Origin of the sequence: Geomonas propionica, assembly GCF_016458235.1 — a bacterium.
GTDB lineage: Bacteria > Desulfobacterota > Desulfuromonadia > Geobacterales > Geobacteraceae > Geomonas > Geomonas propionica.
Genome location: NZ_JAEMHK010000003.1, coordinates 184924 through 203990 on the forward strand (window position 1 = coordinate 184924; position 19067 = coordinate 203990).

At 60.5% G+C, this 19067-nt stretch carries 20 protein-coding genes; 9 read left to right on the top strand and 11 right to left on the bottom strand.

Annotated elements, in window-relative coordinates:
- Window positions 1-116: 116 nt before the first annotated feature.
- Window positions 117-353 carry a hypothetical protein gene (locus JFN90_RS05510; protein WP_199394100.1) on the top strand — a complete coding sequence of 79 codons (237 nt, stop codon included), beginning with the start codon at window positions 117-119 and terminating at the stop codon, window positions 351-353.
- A gap of 9 nt (window positions 354-362) precedes the next feature.
- Here JFN90_RS05510 and JFN90_RS05515 read toward each other — a convergent pair whose 3' ends face one another.
- From JFN90_RS05515 to JFN90_RS05555, 9 genes are all read right to left on the bottom strand, one after another.
- The gene (locus tag JFN90_RS05515) at window positions 363-923 is read right to left on the bottom strand and encodes a menaquinol oxidoreductase (RefSeq protein WP_199394101.1); all 561 of its coding nucleotides are present in this window, start codon (window positions 921-923) and stop codon (window positions 363-365) included.
- A 62-nt stretch (window positions 924-985) separates the two neighbouring features.
- Window positions 986-1888, bottom strand: a complete 903-nt coding sequence (locus tag JFN90_RS05520) for a cytochrome C (RefSeq protein WP_236018886.1) — start codon at window positions 1886-1888, stop codon at window positions 986-988.
- A gap of 102 nt (window positions 1889-1990) precedes the next feature.
- A complete protein-coding gene (locus JFN90_RS05525; protein WP_199394103.1) occupies window positions 1991-3346 on the bottom strand; it encodes a polysulfide reductase NrfD family protein in 1356 nt (451 codons plus the stop codon).
- On the bottom strand, window positions 3343-4260 hold the full coding sequence (locus tag JFN90_RS05530) for a 4Fe-4S dicluster domain-containing protein (protein ID WP_199394104.1): 918 nt from the start codon (window positions 4258-4260) through the stop codon (window positions 3343-3345). The genes JFN90_RS05525 and JFN90_RS05530 overlap by 4 nt, the downstream gene beginning before the upstream one ends.
- A 46-nt stretch (window positions 4261-4306) precedes the next feature.
- Window positions 4307-4831, bottom strand: a complete 525-nt coding sequence (locus JFN90_RS05535) for a cytochrome c3 family protein (RefSeq protein ID WP_199394105.1) — start codon at window positions 4829-4831, stop codon at window positions 4307-4309.
- 61 nt (window positions 4832-4892) lie between these two features.
- On the bottom strand, window positions 4893-5069 hold the full coding sequence (locus JFN90_RS05540) for a hypothetical protein (protein WP_199394106.1): 177 nt from the start codon (window positions 5067-5069) through the stop codon (window positions 4893-4895).
- Between the two features lie 39 nt (window positions 5070-5108).
- Window positions 5109-5357, bottom strand: a complete 249-nt coding sequence (locus JFN90_RS05545; RefSeq protein ID WP_199394107.1) for a hypothetical protein — start codon at window positions 5355-5357, stop codon at window positions 5109-5111.
- Window positions 5358-5440: 83 nt separating this feature from the next.
- Complete coding sequence (locus JFN90_RS05550) at window positions 5441-5827, bottom strand: response regulator (protein WP_199394108.1); 387 nt, start codon at window positions 5825-5827, stop codon at window positions 5441-5443.
- A gap of 108 nt (window positions 5828-5935) precedes the next feature.
- Window positions 5936-6187 carry a hypothetical protein gene (locus JFN90_RS05555; protein ID WP_199394109.1) on the bottom strand — a complete coding sequence of 84 codons (252 nt, stop codon included), beginning with the start codon at window positions 6185-6187 and terminating at the stop codon, window positions 5936-5938.
- A gap of 557 nt (window positions 6188-6744) precedes the next feature.
- Between JFN90_RS05555 and JFN90_RS05560 the strand changes: the two genes are divergently transcribed.
- From JFN90_RS05560 to JFN90_RS05595, 8 genes are all read left to right on the top strand, one after another.
- Window positions 6745-8151 (top strand): sigma-54-dependent transcriptional regulator, encoded by a 1407-nt coding sequence (locus JFN90_RS05560; RefSeq protein WP_199394110.1) that lies wholly within the window; start codon window positions 6745-6747, stop codon window positions 8149-8151.
- 211 nt (window positions 8152-8362) lie between these two features.
- Window positions 8363-10675, top strand: coding sequence for a hybrid sensor histidine kinase/response regulator (locus JFN90_RS05565; protein ID WP_199394111.1), 2313 nt, complete (start codon window positions 8363-8365; stop codon window positions 10673-10675).
- A 5-nt stretch (window positions 10676-10680) separates the two neighbouring features.
- On the top strand, window positions 10681-12096 hold the full coding sequence (locus JFN90_RS05570) for a sigma-54-dependent transcriptional regulator (protein ID WP_199394112.1): 1416 nt from the start codon (window positions 10681-10683) through the stop codon (window positions 12094-12096).
- A gap of 309 nt (window positions 12097-12405) precedes the next feature.
- The gene (locus JFN90_RS05575; protein ID WP_199394113.1) at window positions 12406-12675 is read left to right on the top strand and encodes a hypothetical protein; all 270 of its coding nucleotides are present in this window, start codon (window positions 12406-12408) and stop codon (window positions 12673-12675) included.
- Window positions 12676-12699: 24 nt separating this feature from the next.
- Window positions 12700-13413: a DNA-binding transcriptional response regulator gene (locus JFN90_RS05580; protein WP_199394114.1), complete on the top strand. Its 714-nt coding sequence runs from the start codon at window positions 12700-12702 to the stop codon at window positions 13411-13413.
- 31 nt (window positions 13414-13444) lie between these two features.
- Complete coding sequence (locus tag JFN90_RS05585; protein WP_328755360.1) at window positions 13445-14533, top strand: multiheme c-type cytochrome; 1089 nt, start codon at window positions 13445-13447, stop codon at window positions 14531-14533.
- Entirely contained in the window at window positions 14530-15252 is a 723-nt protein-coding gene (locus tag JFN90_RS05590; RefSeq protein WP_199394115.1) for a cytochrome b/b6 domain-containing protein, read from the top strand. Before JFN90_RS05585 ends, JFN90_RS05590 begins: the two co-directional genes overlap by 4 nt.
- A 38-nt stretch (window positions 15253-15290) precedes the next feature.
- A complete protein-coding gene (locus tag JFN90_RS05595; RefSeq protein ID WP_199394116.1) occupies window positions 15291-15839 on the top strand; it encodes a hypothetical protein in 549 nt (182 codons plus the stop codon).
- Window positions 15840-15934: 95 nt separating this feature from the next.
- Here JFN90_RS05595 and JFN90_RS05600 read toward each other — a convergent pair whose 3' ends face one another.
- A complete protein-coding gene (locus tag JFN90_RS05600; protein ID WP_199394117.1) occupies window positions 15935-16927 on the bottom strand; it encodes a cytochrome c3 family protein in 993 nt (330 codons plus the stop codon).
- Between the two features lie 441 nt (window positions 16928-17368).
- Window positions 17369-19015 (bottom strand): aspartate:alanine exchanger family transporter, encoded by a 1647-nt coding sequence (locus JFN90_RS05605; protein WP_199394118.1) that lies wholly within the window; start codon window positions 19013-19015, stop codon window positions 17369-17371.
- Window positions 19016-19067: the final 52 nt, after the last annotated feature.

The following is a 19067-nucleotide window of genomic DNA, read 5'->3' on the forward strand; positions in this document are numbered from 1 at the left end:
AAAGAGGCCCCGTCCGATGGCACGGGGCCTTTTTTTATGGCGGGCCGCAACGTATAGTGCTAGTCTTCAGGCTCAGCGCGGTCCCCAAAGCGACTACTTCTCAAAGTGAGGTGCCCATGGACGACAAACTTGCACAGATAGCGGCACTGGCGGGAAAGAACGACAAGATCGCGGATAAGCTGGACCAGATGCTCACCGGCCCCAACGACCGCGCCTACGTGGTGTGCAGTTTCGATGACTGCAAGTTGCACCAGAAGGGGCGCTGCACCATCTACACGGTACTGGACGTGCCGCGCATGAAGACGGGGCAGCCTTGCGGGGGCTACGAAAGGTTGAGTGCGGCGGAGAGCTGAGTAGGGAGATCAGTCGTAGAGGGAATCTTCATCTTCTTCGGGGGGCATCCTGCCGTTACGTTCCAGGAAGGCGAGCTGTTCGCTGCGCTTGCCGATCTGGTCGCTGCAAAAGGTCCAGATCCGGTAGCTTTCCAGGCACAGGATGGTGAAGCCGGCGCCGAAAACCGCCCAGTAATTGTCCTGGAGCGCCTCGGCGAAATAGTAGAAGAGGTAGAAGCCGGCCAGGTAGCCGACATGGCAGAAACTGCTTGGATGGCGCAGGCCGGCCATCATGCGCGACAGGCTCAGTATGATGGCCGAGAAGGTGTAGAGCACCAGCACCAGGCTGATCATGAGCGGCTTGGGCGCCGCTCCCAGCGACGCCACCACCTCCTGGGGGCGGGGCAGGAACCAGAAGTCACGCCAGGCCACGGTGCTCAAAAGCAGAAACAGGGAAAGCGCCCAAAGTCCCCGGTTGGAAAACCTTTTAAGGCGCCCTATCTCCTCGAGAAGTCCCTGGCGCAACTGCCCCTGCGCGTCGCGCGCCAACTCCCCCATCGTCCCCGTCTTGTTGTTTTCGGCCTGCTCCATCGCTCGCTCGACTCTCTAAAGGGGACAGGCACCTGCGGAACCGGTCCCCCCTGTGAAAAAGGTCATTTGTGCTGGCATATGGGATCGTTCTTCGGTCCCTGGAAAGGCTTTTGTTCAATTTCGTTTAATTTGGCCCTGATAAAGTAGTAAGATTGCGCGATCTTGTCAAGCTCATAGGGAAGGTGTGGCGGTCGCGCCGTGCCGTTTCCTTCCTCGCTCCTCTCAGTGTACTCCTGCAGTTTCCTCATCGGAACCAGTACGATCATCTTTAACAGTGTAATGACACCCGCGATGGTGAGGAACAGGGTCAGGATCGAGAAGATCAGCATCTGCATCCTGATCAGAGCAAGAGAGTGCAGCGTCGCTTCCTGTGACAGTCCGATGTCCAGCGTACCCAGTACGCGCTGCTCGGCCGGGTGGAAGTGGCAGGCGGCGTTGGCGCATTCCGCCTCGTTGTAGATGGGCGCGGTGATAGCGAGGATCTCGTCACCTGAGGCGTTTTTGAAGGTGCGCGCCTTTTGCATGGTCCCAAGGGTGGTGATGGGCACCGCCTTCTCGTGGCAGACCACGCATCCTTCCGCCTTCTTGTCCACCTGGCGGTTCACCTCCTCGGGCTTCGAGGAGAAGGCCACCACACCCTTCTTGTTGAAGATACGCACATGCTGCACGCCGTTTTGGGCGCTGATGTTGCGGATGATGGCGCGGTTTAACTCCGCGTCCGACTTCATCATGGCGTAACGGGTGGACTTGAGCACGATGCCCGCCAGGTTGTTCGCCTGGGTGATGGAATCGCGGATCACCACCTGCTTGATGGCCGCGTAGAGGAGCACGAAGCAGACCACCAGAAATCCGGTAACCACTATCCCTACGGGAACCAAGGCCCTTCCTGCGATCTTGTCGAACATGGCTCCATCTCCAATCTGGGTAGCCGGCTTTCCGCCGCCGTCAGCCCCGCTGTGCCTCATCTTACTTCCTTGAAAGACCCTTTGAGGGCGCCGGCCTCGTGGGGACTGGCTCCGTCAGGTGCCTGTCCCCCTGAGAACCGGCTGCCCTCTGCAACGGTCCTGCTAATCCAGCTTGGTCATGCTGCTGTAGCTTGCCACCGGAACCCTGCTCGCTTCGCGTCTGCCAAGCGCCGGCGCCGGCACCGCTTCGGGTACGGTCTCTTCCTGCTCCTGCTGGCGCCATTTGAACAGGATCGGGAGCCGGTACAGGATGAAACGGTAGACCACGATGTAGGTGGCGAAGATGGTCAGGCTGATGATCACCTCGCGCCAGGGCGGGATCTCGCGGTGCGGCAGTTTCCAGTTGAAGGTGATCATCGCTGTGTTGACCCGGTTCAGCACCACGCCGAACACGGTCATGAAGGCGCCCATGCGGACCATCGCCATTTTCCTCGTGTGCACGCCGTAGGTCATCAGGGTCAGCGGCAGCATGAACCCGACGATGATCTCGAACATGAACCATTGCCCCCAGCCGGTGTCCAGGTAGGCCCACTTGTTGTCATGAGCGATGGCGATCAGCTTGATGGTGATGTAGGTGGCGATCCCCATGCAGGCGCCCTTGGCGAGCGATACGGTCACCTTGTCCAACTTCTCGCGGAAGCGGGTGTCGCCGCGCCAGGCCATGGTCTTGGCCGCGATGGTGCTCACCGTGATTACCATGCACAGCCCGCCCGGCAGCGAGGAGACGAAGAAGTGCAACCACTGGAACGAGGAGGAGTACCAAAGGGGGTGCACTTTCCCCGGCGCGTAGGTGAACAGCGCGCCCAGCGCCCCCTGGTGCAGGGTCGACAGGATGATGCCGGAGACGGTGAGCCCCAGGGTGATCTTGCGGATACCCCTCTTGCCGGCCGGGAACCCGATCCACTCGAAGAAGGCGGTAGAGACCTCGGCGACCTGCACCGAGAGGTAGGTGGCGACGTGCCAGGCGACCAGGAAGAGCACCGCGGCCGGCCCGAAGGAGACCACCATCGGGTAGGGGAGGCGCCAGGGTTGCCCCAGGTCGGCCAACAGGTACATGACCGCGAAGAAGTAGCCTAAGAGGCCGTTCAGGAGCGCGAGGCGCTCGATCGGCTCCAGGTCATGCCTGCCGAAGATCTCGCAGGCGGTCCCCAACTGGAAGCCCGAGGAGGAGAGCGGTACCATGGCGAAGAGACCGAACCCGAGGAAGAGGCCCCAGGGATAATCGTTGGAGCCGCTGGTGGCCCAGGCCAGGCCGAAGATGAACCGGCCGATCAGCACCGGGATCCCAATGGCGAAGATCGCCGCGAGGATCCAGTTGAAGGGGTTCCGGAAAGCCTGCAGCAGGTACTGGCTCGGGGTGAGCCCCAAAAGGAGCTTGTTGACCAGCGTGCGCTTCTTGCCGTCCTCGTCGTAGGGTGAGTCCACTATTGCCAAACCGTGCTGGATCATTTTTTTCATGGCTTGGTATCCTCCTGGTTGGAATCGGTATCATGCCCATGCCCGTCGTGCTCCTGGTTCTTGCACAGCAGGTGGATGCCGGAGAAGAGCGCCGGCCAGATAGAAAGCACCATCGGCACCATGCCGAGGAAATCCTTCACGTTGGAAATGATCGGATCGTTGGAAAGCGTGGTGTCGAAACCGAGCTTGTCGAAGCCGACCGGGGCCAGGTAGAGCCAGCTGGTGCCTCCCACCTCTTTCTCGCCGTAGACGTGGTCGACGTAGCGCTCGGGGGTGGCGCGGATCCGCTCGTGCGCCAGCTTGATCAGGTCGGCGCGGTGCCCGAAGGTGAGCGCCTCCTGAGGGCAGATCTCGACGCATGCCGGCGGTTTGCCGTACTTGAGCCGGGTGTCGTAGCACAGGATGCACTTCTTGACGATCGGGTTGGTCGCGCTGTCGTAGTCGTAGCCCGGGACGTTGAACGGGCAGGCGATCATGCAGTTGCGGCAGCCGACGCAGATCTTGGAGTTGTAGATCACCGCCCCTTCCTTGGTCTTCGTGTAGGCGTTCACGAAGCAGGAGGTGAGGCAGGCGGGCTCGTTGCAGTGGTTGCACTGCACCTTGCGGTACACCGGCCCGGAGGGCTGTTCTTTCTGGTAGCGGTTCACCACCGTGTAGGCCTTGGAGGTGGGGCGCCGTTCGTGTTCGAATACCGCCGGATCATCGAAGGAGGTATCCGGTTCGGGCAGCTTCTGTTCCTTGTTGCAGGCAGCTTCGCAGCTGCGGCAGCCGATGCAGCGGGTGGTGTCGACCAGGACACCCATGGCCTCGGGATAACCCTCAAAGGAACCGCTGGCCCAACCCTTGTTGGTTTTGCCCAGCGCTATGGTGGTCCCGCCTATCAGGCACGCCTTCAGGAAGTTTCTTCGTTTCATCAGCGTTCCTCCTCAATTCATGATGAGCTGCTTGAGTTGGTGCATCTCATTCCTCTTCAGCATGGGCGGGTTTGGCTCCCTTGCGGTTGGAACTGTAGAAGGCGGAGCCCTCCTTGGTGCGCGGATGGCAGTCCTGGCACCCGGTCGGGCCGTTGCCTACCTTGTTGTGGCAGCCGATGCAGCTTTGGTGCATGGCCCCCTTGAGCCCCATCTTGTCCAGGTGAAAGCGCTGCTTGTCGGCCCGCTTGGCGGCCAGGGTCTCCGGGGAGAACGGGGTGGCCAGGTGGCATCCCTTGCAGGAAACCACGGCGGTCGGGCTCGAGTTCTGGTGGCAGCGCACGCAGTTGGGATCAGTGACCAGGGTGCCGGTGGTGTGGTGGTGGCAGTCGGCGCACTCCTTGATCGACTGGATGTGCTTGGCGTGGTTGAAGGTGAACGGGCTGAACAGCTTGCCGTTCTGGTTCAAGGTGATGGAGTCCGGCACCGGCGCGCACTGCAGCGCAGCAGGGGAGGACACCGAGATGGCGCCTATGGAAAGCGCGGCAACTAAAAGATGTTTGAAAGAGGACATGTCATGTTCTCCTGGCTCTGTAGTAGTGGGGAGCCTGGCTCCCTTGCTGCCTGACCCGATGCTAGTGGCGCGCCGCTTCCTTGGTTTCTTCCTGTTCCCTTTTGTGCAGGTAGCGGTAGAACATGGGGAACCCAATGAAGAAGGCTACGCAGATCAGGTACTCCACCCCTTTGATGTACTGGTAGAAATCCACCAGCGTGAAGACTTCCTTTATCTGTCCTACGGCGTCCAGTGTCATGGCTTGGCTCCTTTGCGATCAGGTTGAATTCCATCGCCCCTAGTGGCTCTTGACGCGGGAGGGGGATTTTTCCTGCTCTTTGCCAACCCCCTTCAGCATGCCGTAGAGCGTGATCAGGGCCGGGATCAACTGGACCACCAGTACCAGGGCGCAGAAGCCCAGGAAAAGCAGGATCCCAAGCTTGCTGACGAATACCTTGCTGGTCGAGGCGGCGAAAGCGTTTGCTGTCGTCATGAGAAAGACAATGGCCGTGTTCGCTAAAGCTGGCAGACTCATCCTGGTTTTCATGATTTCCCCCTTTTTCGGCTTTGATGTGAAAGACTCGGTCGTTTTATCTTCGGGGCTTTGTCGTGCCGCCCCCTTTGTTACCGTCACGCCATCTGCAACTTGAGGCTTTCAAAGGCACACTGCACTGCCTGTCTGATCTCGGCGCGGTCCTCGGCGTTGACCGGCTTGAGTGCGTGATAGAAGATCCCCTCGCTCCTGAGCTTCCTGGAGAGCGGCAGCGAGGTGCCGGCGGCTATGAGAATGATGGACAGCTTGCGGTTGCACTGTTTCAAAAGCGGGATGATCTCAGAAGCGGAGAACTCGTCGAACTTGGTCCCCAGGAGCACCACCTGCGCGGTTTTTTTCAGAATCCCGGAAACGGCACTTTCTATGGAGTTGGTGACGATCACGTTGTAGCCGGACTCGATGAACATCTCGGCCATCTGTTTTCTGCAGTCCATGTCTTCGTCCACGATGAGAAGTCCTTGCATAGCTTTACCCTCACACGGCTGGGAGCATAGGTTCCGCTGTAGTTGGCTGCGCCGCCGACACCGGGGGGGCGCGCCGGCGGAAGTCCCGCCCCGCCAGCCGGCCAGCGGTCATAGGCTGGTCCTGTTGTCCTTGGCAACCTCTTTCGCGCGCTGCTCGGCTTCGCTGGAAAAGATCCCTTTCAAGATGCGGAGGAACATGGCGAGACCCGGCATAAGCTGGAACAGGGCCACCATGGCTATAAAGGCGATGAAGATGAGAGAGGCCAGGCCGAGCCCGCCGGTTTCTGTCGCGGCGGGTGACGCCATAGCCTGGGTTGCGTTCAGCACCAGCGAGGCTGTCGTTGCGGATAGAACCTTCATGATAGTCTCCTTTCCCTTGGTGTGTCTGCGAACCTTGGTCAGCTTATCTTGCCTGGTGACCTACTAAGCATCCAACGTGCCAGTTACTGCTAAAAGTTGTAAATTGCCGATATTGCTTGATTTTCTTGGGCGGGTGTGGCCGGTTACGGGCGGCCGGGGCGGCCGAATGTATAGCGACCCTATACATGCCGCGGACCGGCGCGGACCGCCCCGGTCGGGCTGGTCAGGAAAAACGTCGTGATATCGGGGGGTAAAGGGATGTGGTGCGGTGTATGGTTCCCGCATACACCAATAAATTCAGCGCAATTCGCGCCGTTACGTGTATTTGCCTGCAGCCGGGGGGCAAAGTATGAGGTCTGTTACAGGTTGGGCGGTGAAAGTATTTTCATGTCTTTCTGTTGACAGAGGGTTTTTTGTGGGCTATTGATACAGCGGGCGGACTCCGTCCAAGGCGCCTCTCATTGGCAGAGTAAGAGGTGTAAGGCCGCCCTGCTTCAGCGGGCTCGGAAAACCGATTGGCACGGTGCATCTATAGCTGGATATAACATGGTGATTCTATGAATATTCTGGTGGTCGATGATGAGTCTGTTATTAGGGAAGGTCTGGCACGGATTCTTGAAGGAGATTCCTTCACCGTAGATGCTGCCAAGAACGGCCACGCTGCCATAGAACTGTTGCAGCAAAAACAGTTCGAACTGATCATCACCGACCTCAAGATGCCGGGCATGAGCGGCTTTGAGGTGTTGAACGCGGTCAAGATCCTGCAGCCGGACACCCCTGTCATCATGATCACCGGGTTCGCCACGGTGGAGACGGCGGTCGAGGCGATGAAGAACGGCACCGTCGACTACATCGTGAAGCCCTTCACCCCTGAGCAGATCCTCGAGAAGGTGCACCTGGCCCTGGAGCAGAAGAAGACCACGGTGGAAGACATCGTGGTGAAGCAGGAGGTCGACTGCCACCACGGCTTCGACGAGTTCGTCGGGGAAAGCCGGGAAATGCAGAAGATCTACCGTCGCATCATCCAGGTCGCGGCCACCGACAGCACCGTCTTGATCACCGGCGAGAGCGGCACCGGCAAGGAGGTCGCCGCCCGGGCCATCCACAAGCACAGCTCCAGGCGCGACCAGCCCTTCGTCGCCGTCGACTGCACGGCCCTCGCCGAAAATCTGCTGGAGAGCGAACTCTTCGGCCACGTGAAAGGTTCCTTCACCGGTGCCGTCCAGACCAAGATGGGTCTCCTCATGGTGGCCGATGGCGGCACCCTGTTCCTGGACGAGATCTCCAACATCAGCCTCTCCACCCAGGCAAAACTCTTGCGTGTGCTGCAGGAGCGCCAGGTGACCCCCATCGGCGGCACCCAACCGGTCTCCTTCAACATCCACCTAGTGGCCGCCACCAACCGCAGCCTGAAGACCATGGTCGCCGAGGGCAAGTTCCGCGAGGACCTCTTTTTCCGCCTCAACATCATCCCGCTGGAACTCCCGCCGCTGCGCGAGCGCAAAGGTGACATCCCGCTTTTGATCCGCCACTTCATGAACAAGTTCGTCGAGGAGGTCGGCAAGGACGTGCGGGGCATCTCCCCGGAGGCGATGCACTTTCTGGAGAACTACTCCTACCCGGGGAACGTGCGCGAACTGGTCAACACCATCGAGCGCGCCGTGGTCCTGTGCGAGGGTGACGTGGTCCAGAAGGAAAACCTGGAATTGGGCGAAGCGGCCGAGTCGTGCAGCACCGGGTTCGACGGTTTCGTCCCAACCAGTGCCGAGGCCCTGAAGGAGATGAAGCGCCACATCCGCGACCGCTCGGTAGAGAACGTGGAGAAGGCTTTCGTGATCCAGGCCTTGAAGCGCAACAACTGGAACATCTCCCGCGCCGCCGAGGAAACCGGCATGCTGCGCCCCAACTTCCAGACCATGTTGAAGCGTCTGGGCATCTCCGTTAAGGACTATTTCGGCCGGTAGCACAGCTCTGCCGGTCTCCCCCACTGGCCCGGACAGTGCAATCGCAACAGCTACCGCCGTGGCCGATGCTGTTTCTGCGCCTCACCCTTTCGTCTGACTTCCTCACAGCTCCTCTATTTAATTACGCGCCTACTCATGGCGAGTTTTTTCCAATGTGTTAGACTCAATGCGTGTTTCTCTTAACGGCCGCGAGCGGCAGGGGAGAGCGTGTATGAAACAGATCAACAATCAAACCAAGCTGACCCCCCTCAATATTTCGATCGTCTATGCCGTAGTTGGTGTCCTCTGGGGCGCCGCCTCCTGCCTGTTCCCCGCCGTCCTGGCACACAAAAGCTTCATATACCTCTCCGCGGAAACCATGAATCACGCCTTCTTCATACTTGCCACGGCGGCCCTCCTCTACCTCTTGATCAGCCGCAGCGAAGGGGACGTGGTGCGCGGCAGAGAGTCGCTGTTCAGGGTGAACCGGGCGCTGAAGACCTTCAGCGGCTGCAACCAAGCGCTGGTACGGGCCACGGAGGAGCTGCAGCTGATGAAGGATATCTGCCGTACCATCGTGGAGACCGGCGGGTACAAGCTGGCCTGGGTCGGCATGGCCGAGCACGACGACTGGAAGACGGTGCGCCCCGTGGCCCAGTGGGGCGACCAAGGTGGCTACCTGACCAAGCTGGACATGAGCTGGGCCGACATCGACCGCGGCCGCGGGCCGACGGGAACCGCCATCAGGACCGGCACCACGCGCATTGTCCAGAATATCCGCTACGACGCCAGCTGGGCTCTTTGGCGCGAGGAGGCGCTCAAACACGGCTTCGCCGCCTCGGTATCGCTGCCGCTGGTAAACGAAGGACGGCCGCTCGGGGCGCTGGTAATCTTCGCCGGGGAGAAGCGGGCTTTCGGGAAACAGGAGGTCAAGCTCCTGGAGCAACTGGCGGACGACCTCTCCTTCGGCATCGCGACCCTGCGCATGAACCTCGAGCGCAAGAAGGCGGAACAGGAAATCATGCTGCTTGCATCGGTGATCGAGCAGTCCAAGGAGGGGCTCATCCTCTTCGACAGCGACGGCACCATCAAGTACGTCAACCCCGCCATCGAGAGCATCACCGGGCACGATGCACAGTGCGTGGTCGGGCGCAACGTGGCGGTCCTGGGCGACGGCGACGGGGGCGTGGAACTCTACCGTTCGGTGTGGGATGACCTCACCAAGGGGGAGCGGCGGGCGGGGGGGCACTTCATCCAGAAGGGCAAAGAGGGCGACTACTACGAAATCGACATCACCTTCTGGTCCATATCCGATACCGACGGCGAAGTGAAGAACTACGCCGCGTTGGTGCGGGACGTGACCCACGAACTGCAACTGGAGCGGCAATTACGCCAGGCCCAGCGGATGGAGGCAATCGCCACCCTGGCCGGCGGCATCGCCCACGACTTCAACAACAACCTCGCCTCCATCATCACCTGCACCGAGATGGCGCGGGACGACGTGCCGCTGGAAAGTCCTCTGCGCGAGCTATTGGACGTGGTGCTGAAATCAAGCTACCGTGGGCGCAAGCTTGTGAAACAGATCCTCACCTTCTGCTGCAAGGGAGAGCAGGAGCGGCAACCGGTCCAGGTCGAGGCCATTGTGAACGAGTGCCTGAACCTGATGCGCCCGTCGATACCTTCCTCGATAACGGTGCGAGCCCAACTGGAACAGGATCTCGGCATGATCATGGGCGACCCCACCCAGATTCACCAGATCATCATGAACTTGGTGACCAACGCGAGCCACGCCATGAGGCTCAAGGGGGGAACCCTCGATCTGGCGCTGGAAAATGTCACCCTCGACGCCGATTCCCTTGGGGCTCCGGACCTCCCTCCAGGTCCCTACCTCAAGCTGACGGTCAAGGACTCGGGGCACGGCATGGATCAAAAGACCATGGAACAGATCTTCGATCCCTTCTTCACCACCAAGGGGCACAACGAGGGCACCGGGCTCGGGCTCTCGGTGGTGCACGGCATCGTCAGGAACCACGGTGGGGGGATCTCGGTGAGCAGCCGACCCGGCCTCGGAGCGACCTTCGAGGTATTCCTGCCCCGGATCGCGGCGGCGCAGAAAGACTGCGTGTTGCAGACTGAGGCGGCCTCCCTGACCGGGAGCGGCAGGATACTTCTCGTTGATGACGAAGAGGACGTCGTGTTTGCCGGCAAGAAGATGCTGGAGCGGCTGGGGTACCAGGTGGTGACCGGCCGTGACGGCGCGGAGGCCTTGGAAATCTTCACGGCCGACCCCGGCGCCGTCGACCTGGTCATCACGGACCAGACTATGCCGCGCATGACCGGCATCGAACTGTCGCGGCAGCTCGTTGCCGTGCGTTCCGAGCTCCCCGTCATTCTCTGCACCGGCTTGGGTTCCGGCGTGGACCGTGCCCAGCAGCGGGAAGAGGCTGAGCTGGCGGGAGTGCGCGAAGTGGCTTACAAACCGCTGGACCGCGAGGAGATGGCTGCCTTGATACGCCGGGTGATGCCCCCGGCCGGGGAGGCGTGAGGGGGATGGCGAAGATCCTGATTATCGATGACGAGGAGACCGTCTGCGAGTCCATGTCGCTGGTAGGCAAGCGTGCCGGGCACGAAACCGCCTGCGCCAGGACCCTGACCGCCGGCTGCCAAATGGCTTCGGAGGGGGCGTTCGACCTGGTGTTTCTCGACGTACGGCTCCCCGACGGCAACGGACTGGAAATGCTGCCGCGCCTGGCGCAGGCCCCGTCCCGGCCGGAGATAGTCATCATGACCGGATACGGCGACCCGGCCGGCGCGGAATTGGCCATCAACAGCGGCGCCTGGGATTACATCGAGAAGGGATCGTCCTTCAAGGAAATCACCCTTTCCCTGGTGCGCGCCCTGGAGTATCGCAAGCAGAAGCTCTCGCTCTCTGGGCGCCAGGAGGTGGTTGCCCTGAAGCGGGAAAACATCGTCGGCAACAGCCCGGCCCTGACGGCGTGCCTCGATGCGGTGGCGCGTGCGGCGGTGAGCGACGCCGGAGTTCTGATCCTTGGGGAAACGGGATCGGGGAAAGAGCTCTTCGCCAGGGCGGTACATCAGAACAGCAAGCGCTGCGACAAACCTTTCGTGGTGGTGGACTGCGCCAGCCTGCCGGAGACGCTGGTGGAGAGCCTGCTGTTCGGACACGAGAAGGGGGCCTTCACCGGCGCCGAGAAAGCGCGCGACGGACTGATCAGCCAGGCCCACGGCGGGACCCTCTTTCTGGACGAGGTCGGCGAGCTTCCCTTCGCCACGCAGAAGGCTTTCCTCAGGGTGCTGCAGGAGAGGCGCTACCGTCCCGTGGGGGGGGCGCGCGAGTTGGAGAGCGATTTTCGGCTGGTGGCCGCCACCAACCGCAACCTGAACCAGATGGCGGACGTCGGGACCTTCCGCAGCGACCTCCTTTTCAGGTTGAGCACCTTCGTCCTTGAACTCCCTCCGCTGCGGGAGCGCAGCGAGGACATCAAGGAACTCGCCCGCTATTACATGGACAAGTTCTGCGAGAATAACGGCTTGTCACCCAAAGGGAGCTGCCCTGAATTCGTGGAAACGCTGCAGGCGTACAACTGGCCCGGAAACGTCCGCGAGTTCATCAACACCATTGAGCGCACGGTGTTGACCGCCAGGGAACAGCCGGTTCTTTTCGCCCAGCACCTGCCGACGCAGATCCGGGTACAGGTTACCCAAAGCGCGGTGAACCGGCACGAGGCCGCGGCCGCCGCCCCGGCTCAACTGTCGCCGCCCACTCAACTCCCCAAGCTGAACGACTTTCGTGACACCGTCTACACCCAGGCCGAAAAGCAATACCTCTGCGACCTGATGGCGCTGGCCCAACACGATATCGCCACCGCCTGCGATCTCTCCGGCCTTTCGCAGTCTCGCCTCTACGCCCTCTTGAAGATTCACGACCTGCACCGCTCGACCTAGCCGCCGCACCTCTCCCTCTTGCCCCGTTACTTTCCTGTCCCGCGAGAACGTTCCTGCACGGCAGGAACGGCACCTTACCCTTCGTCCGATCCTTAAGTAGTCGTAAGTTTTCGTTATTGCTTGTCATTTTGGCGTGTGTGCTGTTGCTCGGCCCCTGGGGCTGTGCCCGCGCTAAAAAAACCTTCTCTTGCCGCTCCTGCAGGTAACCACCCTACATTGCTGTGGTTTTAGGTGCTGCGCACGGTTCGGCACCGTGGTTGCTATGTATGGGTAACCCTTCGGGGAATAATGCGGAAAAAGGAGAGGGCCATGACAAAGGAAACGAAAGAATCATTGTCCGGGAAAGTGACAAGTTGGTCGATCATCGGGGTGGTTGTGGCCGGAACGCTCCTCATCTCCGGCATTGCCGACGTCTCCGAAGGTAGCGGGCTGATGGCGAAGATATTCCTCCTCTTCATCGGCGCCATCATCGTCGTGCAGGTCATCCCTGGCATCATGCTCTTCAGCGCCATGCTCAAAGGGATTTACAGCCTGTTTGGCAAGAAGGTAAAGGTCCCTCTGGAACAGGACAAAAAGTAGCGGTCGCGAGACGCGAGGTGGCTTATGGACGAACGGGGAATCATCATTGCGGACCGCGATGCGGACTTTCGCAAACAGGTAGCCGAATACTTCCGCAAAGCGGGGTATGAGGTTGAGACCACTGATTCAACAGTCCACGTGCTCTGCAGCATCCTGCAGAAGAAGACACCGGTGTTGTTGTTGGGTAGTGACTTCGACCAGAAGGTTTCTTCCTCGGATCTGATTCACCTGTTGAAGAAATGCAACCGCCACTTGAACGTGATCATGGTATCCGACGATCTCCCGCTGACCCAGGCAAGGCAAGTACGCAAGGCGGGGATCTTCTACCAGGCCATGAAACCGGCGGAAAACAGCGACACCGAAGAGCTCGGGCTCGCGGTGGAGTGCGCCTTCAAGACCTATCGGGCCAGCCGGCAGCAGGAGCGCATGGAGGCCGCGATGAGGCGCCGGGCACATCGGCGCGAGGCGCAGGAACTGCAAACCGCCGGCAGGTCCAGGCGCTTCTCCTGGTTGATGGCCCTCACCGTTTTGATCTTCGGGACCAGCTTCCTGGCCCTTTCGGCGGCGCAGAGCATAGATCGGGAGAGCAACCTGGGGATCTGGCTCTTCCTCGGATTCTGTGCCCTCTTGCTGGTGGCGCAGTTCTTCCCGGTCTTCCGGGTCAGGTTGCCGCATCGCATCATGGCGCAGCAAGCTGCCAAAGAGCAGGCTGCCTCATCTGACAAAAAATCATCCTAACTAAGGACGCGCTCCTTGAAAGGAGGGATACGTGAAACCAGCCGACCTACAAAAGATGAGTTTGCTCGCCAAGCTGGCGTTGTGCGCCTGGGCCCTAGCCGGGATCATCGCGCAGGCGAACGCCTGGGGCTTCTCTTACGGGGACCAGACCGGCAACAACCAGGCCTGCCTGTCCTGTCACGGTAAAACCGGGAACGTGCCGAAGGGGACCTTCATCGACCCGCAGCGCTTCACGCAGACCGCTCACGCCAACCTCGGGTGTGAAGCCTGTCACGCCACCGTCCCCGTCAATCATCCCGACGGAACCAAGGTGCCCAAAGCCGACTGCCGCGATTGCCATTCGGGCATCAGCGAGGAGTACGCCAAGGGGCTTCATGCCTCGAAGACCAACTGCAACGGCTGCCATAACCCGCACCTGGTGCAAAACCCCAAAGACGTTTCCGGGCAGGAAATCAACATGATCTGCTCCAACTGTCACAACTCTTTGGAGATGACAGCAAAACACGGTGAGTGGCTGCCCCAATCCGAGCTGCACCTGCGCATGCTCCCCTGCATCACCTGCCATACCGGCGCGAAGGACTACTACATCAGCATGTACATCGTCAAGAGCAAGGGTGACAGTCGGTTCGGCAAGCAGGAAGTCGCCGAGTACGCCGAGCTGAAAGCGATGGCGGACGGCCGTCCCATCGTGTCCCTCATCGACACCAACCGTGACAACTACGTTTCCCTGGAGGAACTGCGTGTTTTCAATCGGACCCAGAAGTCGCTTCGCCTGTACGGGATGATGACCCCGTCGACGGTATCGCACAAGTTCGAGATCCTCGACAGCCGGCGTAACTGCAGTTTCTGTCACACCTCGGGCTCGGGGCTCATGCAGACCAGCTTTATAGCCGTGCCGGAAGAGAATGGCACCTTCCTGCGAGTGCCGGTAGAGAAGGGGGCGGTCCTTGATGCCCTGTACGCCGCACCGGACTTCTACATGATGGGGTCCACCAAGAACACTAGGTTGAACAGCATCGGGCTTGCCGTCATCTGCTGCGGTCTCATCATGCCGGTCGGACACGGCTTCGTCCGGTTCCTGACCCGCAAAAATAGGAAACAAAAGGAGCATCAGTCATGAGCGAGACAAAGAGGATCTACCTGCAGCCCTGGCCCATACGCATCTGGCACTGGATCAACGCCTCGGGCATCATCATCCTGATCCTGTCCGGCGCCCAGATCCGGTTTCCTGAGACTCTGAGCATCTTCACCAGCTACAAGAGCGCCATCGAGGTGCACAACACCGCCGGGATCATAGTTTCCATCTCCTTCTCGTTCTGGTTCTTCTACTACAAGATGGTGAAGAACACCTTGGACAAGCTGTACATCCCGGACGAGGAGGACATCAAGCACGGTCTGGTGCGTCAGCTCCTTTATTACTGCTTCTGGTACTTCCTGGGGCGGCCGAGCCCGTATCATGCCACACCGGATCACAAGTTCAACCCGATGCAGAAGTCGGCCTACCTCGCCGTCATGTTCGTCCTCATGCCGCTGGTCGGCCTCACCGGGATCCTGCTGCTGAACGTGACACCACTGCGCGTGCTGATCCTGATGTGGGGCGGCATCAAGTTCATCGTCGCGCTCCATTTCCTCCTGGCCTGCTCGCTGCTCGCCTTCCTCTGCACGCACGTGTACCTGGCGACCTTGGGCGACTACATCAAGCCGATGCTGATCGGGTGGGAGGAGGTGGAAGAGCATGAGGATGTGGAGGCGGCCCCGGAGGTGGTGATCCCCGGCTACCGGCCGGTGCGTCACTATCCGGAATACGAGCGGGAACTTCTGGAGCAGCGCCACAGTTGACGGGACAAGGTTGCTAATTCCGGGAAAGGAGAACGGCCATGTCAGGACATCATCTTATCGAGCAGATCGTCAAGGCGAAACCGATACGGGAAACGGCCCTGGTCGCGACGGGAAGCGAACGTTCCTGGAGCCGCGAACAGGTGGCCAAAAACGTCGAGCAGCTACATGTCCTTTCCCGCCGTGGGTTGTGGGGGATGGTGCTGTTCCTGGGGTTGAGCGCCGCGGCTCTGGCGCTCAGCCAGGGAGGCGTGCCGTCGGTTGCCCAGGCGGAACTGGAAGGCATTATCGGTCCTCTGCCGTCGATCGACCTGCTCAACCTTGTCCTGGGAGTCTCGTGGCTGTCCGCCCTGGTGTTGATCGTGGGGCGCAGGGGGAGCGACGGCAGGCCGGGGTACAGATGGCACAACGTCGGCCTCCCCGCCGTTTTCTACCCGCTCTATGTCTTCTGTGACACGACCGGCACCTACTTCCCGGTAGTATTTCTTGCCGGCCTCGCCTTATTGCTTCTGGAACACAGCTTCGTGGTGTGCTACACCGCCAAGGCGATCAAGGAGGAGACGGCCCGCCTGGAACGCCTGCGCGATTGATCTGTCTGTGCAGGAACGGCCCTCCATGCACAACCGGCCACTCGAATTCGAGTGGCCGGTTTTTTTGTACGTCGGGAGTGCCAACAGGAGGCTTACTAGCCGTGCTGATGGCAGGAGTCACAGTTGCCGTTCACGGTGAAGGCGGACTTGCCGTCGTGGCAGGCTCCGCACGACTTGGCTTTTTTCATCTCGTCCATGGAGACAGCCTTGCCACCGCGCTTGGTCGGGAAGGTGCCGCTGTGGCAATCCTTGCACTTGTACATGCCGAGGTGGTTGCTGTGGCTGAACTTGACGTCGCCGACATCGGCCACCTTGAACTTGATCTCCTTGACTGGGTGGCACTTGTCGCACTGGGATACGGCGAAGGCATCCTTGGCGTTGTGGCAGGCCCCGCATGATTTCCCTTTCTCCATCGCCGCCATGGTAACCGGTTTGCTGGAGCCGAGCGGGAACAGCTTGGTGTGGCAGGAGCTGCAGCTGTAAATCTCCACGTGCTTGCTGTGGCTGAATACGGTGGGGCCGGTCTCTTTCACCTTGAAGACAACCTGCTTGGGCGAAGGATGGCAGCCGTCGCACTTGGCGACGCTGAATGCCTTCTTCCCGTTATGGCAGGCCCCGCACGATTTCCCTTTCTCCATCTCCGCCATCGAGACCGTTTTGTTCGGGCCGGTCTTGTAGAGGGTGTTGTGGCAGGCGTTGCACTGCATGGTCTTCAGGTGCTTGTTGTGGCTGAAGAGCACCGGGCCGGTCTCCTTCACCTTGAAGGTGATGTTTTTTACCTGGTGGCAGGCCGTGCACTTGGCGACACTGAACGCTTTTTTGCCGTTATGGCACTTGCCGCACGATTTCCCCTTTTCCATGTCGGCCATGCTGTATTTGACCTTGGCCGCGCGCGGATTTTCATGGCAGGTCTTACAACTTACGTTGGGACTCTTCTCCACCTTCTTCTTCAGGTGCTTGTTGTGGCTGAAGACGACCTTGCCCCCCCCGTCGGTCTGGTAGGCGATGTCCTTCAGTTCGATGGCGTATGCTGCGGAAGATCCTACGGCTAGCGCGGCGAGGACGAAGAATGCCGATGTGAATCTCATGGTTTCCTCCTTTGACGGTGTATTGGGATTGGCTTGCCTATCAGTTACTCATCTGCGAGCTGGATTACCGGAAGCGGCTGGACTGACGCCGCGCTTGCGGCTGTCGCGGATAAACCGGGACGAGATCTCTTTAGCATTAGCCGTGCCTGATTTTTGGTTCTGGTGTAAGTTGCCGAAAGAGCGGATGTTTTGCTTCCAGTGTCCGGCGGGCATGGCCCCGGGCTGTATAAAGACGCTATACACCGGGGCAGGGTGTGACATGGCAAGATACCGGAAAATAAAGCGTTTTCGTGGTGTGCTTTGCGTCGAGTGGTGGCGGCTGCTGTATAGCAAAGATATACGAAGATCGCGCATGGAAGACGTTCAGCGGCCACGGGGCAAAAGAAGAGGGCCGCCGGCGTTACGCCCGCGGCCCTCAGCACCATCACGCGGATGTGTGGATCATAGCTGGCCCGTCGATATCAGGATGATGTGCACCAGGATGATCTTGCCGATGGTGGCGAACGGGAACACACAGGCGTAACCCTGGTCGGAGAGGTCGTTGCCGGTCTGTTCCTTGATGTAGCCTAGCCCCGGCGTGGAGGTGTGCATCCCGGCCACGATGCCGACCGCCAGCGTCATCGGGAGCTTCAAGACCTTGTGTGCGATGAACAGGCCGAGAAACGCCGTGATGGAGGTGACGCAGACACCGGTGATGAAGATGCTGCCGCCGCCACCGTGGCTCAAGGTGGTGAGGAGGCTGTAGCCGGAGCGGGTGCCGATGCCGGCCAGAAACAGCACCAGCCCCACCTGTTTCAGCACCATGCTGGCGCTGTAGGGGAGGCTCCAGACCATCTTGCCGGTGCGGCCGAAGGTCCCGAGCAGGATGCCGACGATGAGCGGTCCTCCCGCGAACCCGAGCTGCATGCTGCCGCCGCCGGGGAAGGGGAAGGGGATCAGGCCCAGGATCAGCCCGATCACCAGCCCCAGGCTGAAGGTCATCACGTCGACCTCGCTCACCCTGCGGTAGGAGTTGCCAAAGAAGGCGGTCACGTCATCCATGCAGGTCTTGTGCGCCAGGACCCTGACCACGTCCCCCAGTTCAAGGACCATCTCGGCCTCGGGTAGGAACTCATTGTCCCCGCGCCGCACCAGTGTGATCACCTCTCCGAAGCGCTGGTCCTGGTGCAGCTCGCCGATGGTCCGCCCGATCGCCTGCGGACTGGAGACGAAGACCCTGCGATACTCGTATTCAGTGCGGTCCAGCCCCAGGCGCTCCTTGCTCCTTCTTTCGCCGAGCACGGTGGCGATCTTCTCTATTTCGTGTGGGGCTCCGGCCACCATGGCCAAGTCCCCGGGCTGCAGCACCGTGGCGGGACCGGCATAGAAGAACTCGTCCCCCCTCTTGATCCGGCTGAAGATGATCTCGCAGTTGTTAGAATCGTTCAGGGCCTGAACGGTCAGGTCGGGCGGATCCACCTGCTGCACCTTGATAGTGCAGTGCACCAGCGAGTTGCGGTCCTCGGGCTTGCGCAGCACCTTGAACTCCGCCTGGTAGTCCACTTTCCAGATTTTCTGGCAGACGTTGATGGTCAGCATGAGACCGATGACGCCGATCGGGTAGGCGACGGAGAAGCCGACCACCGGCTCGGCGAGCAGCGTATCCAGCATCTCCGGCGGGGCGATCTGGCGGATCGATTCCAGCGCGCCGCCCAGGGCCGGCGACGCGGTCATGCTGCCGCAGAAGATGCCGGCGGCGATGCCGGGCTTGATGGCGAAGTACCGCTGCAGCGCGATGCAGAGCGCCGCCGAGGCGCACAGCACTACCGCTGCGAGACCGTTGTTCATGACCCCGTTGCGGCGGAAGGTCGAGATGAAGGATGGGCCGGCGGAGAGGCCGACGGTATAGACGAAGAGCGCCTGCCCCATGATGTACACGATGGCGGGCGCCTTCATGTCGGGATGGAGCATGCCGAAAGCGAGCCCGACGAAGAGGACTGCGCCGACGCCGAGGGTGATGCCGTACACCTTGATCTTGCCCAGGGGGTAGCCCAGTGCTGCGACCATGAGCAGCAGCATCAACGGGTTCTCGAGGAGTATCTTGATCATGATTGCCACCTCTGTCGCCGGCGGGCCGCGCCCACCCTGATGAACCATACAC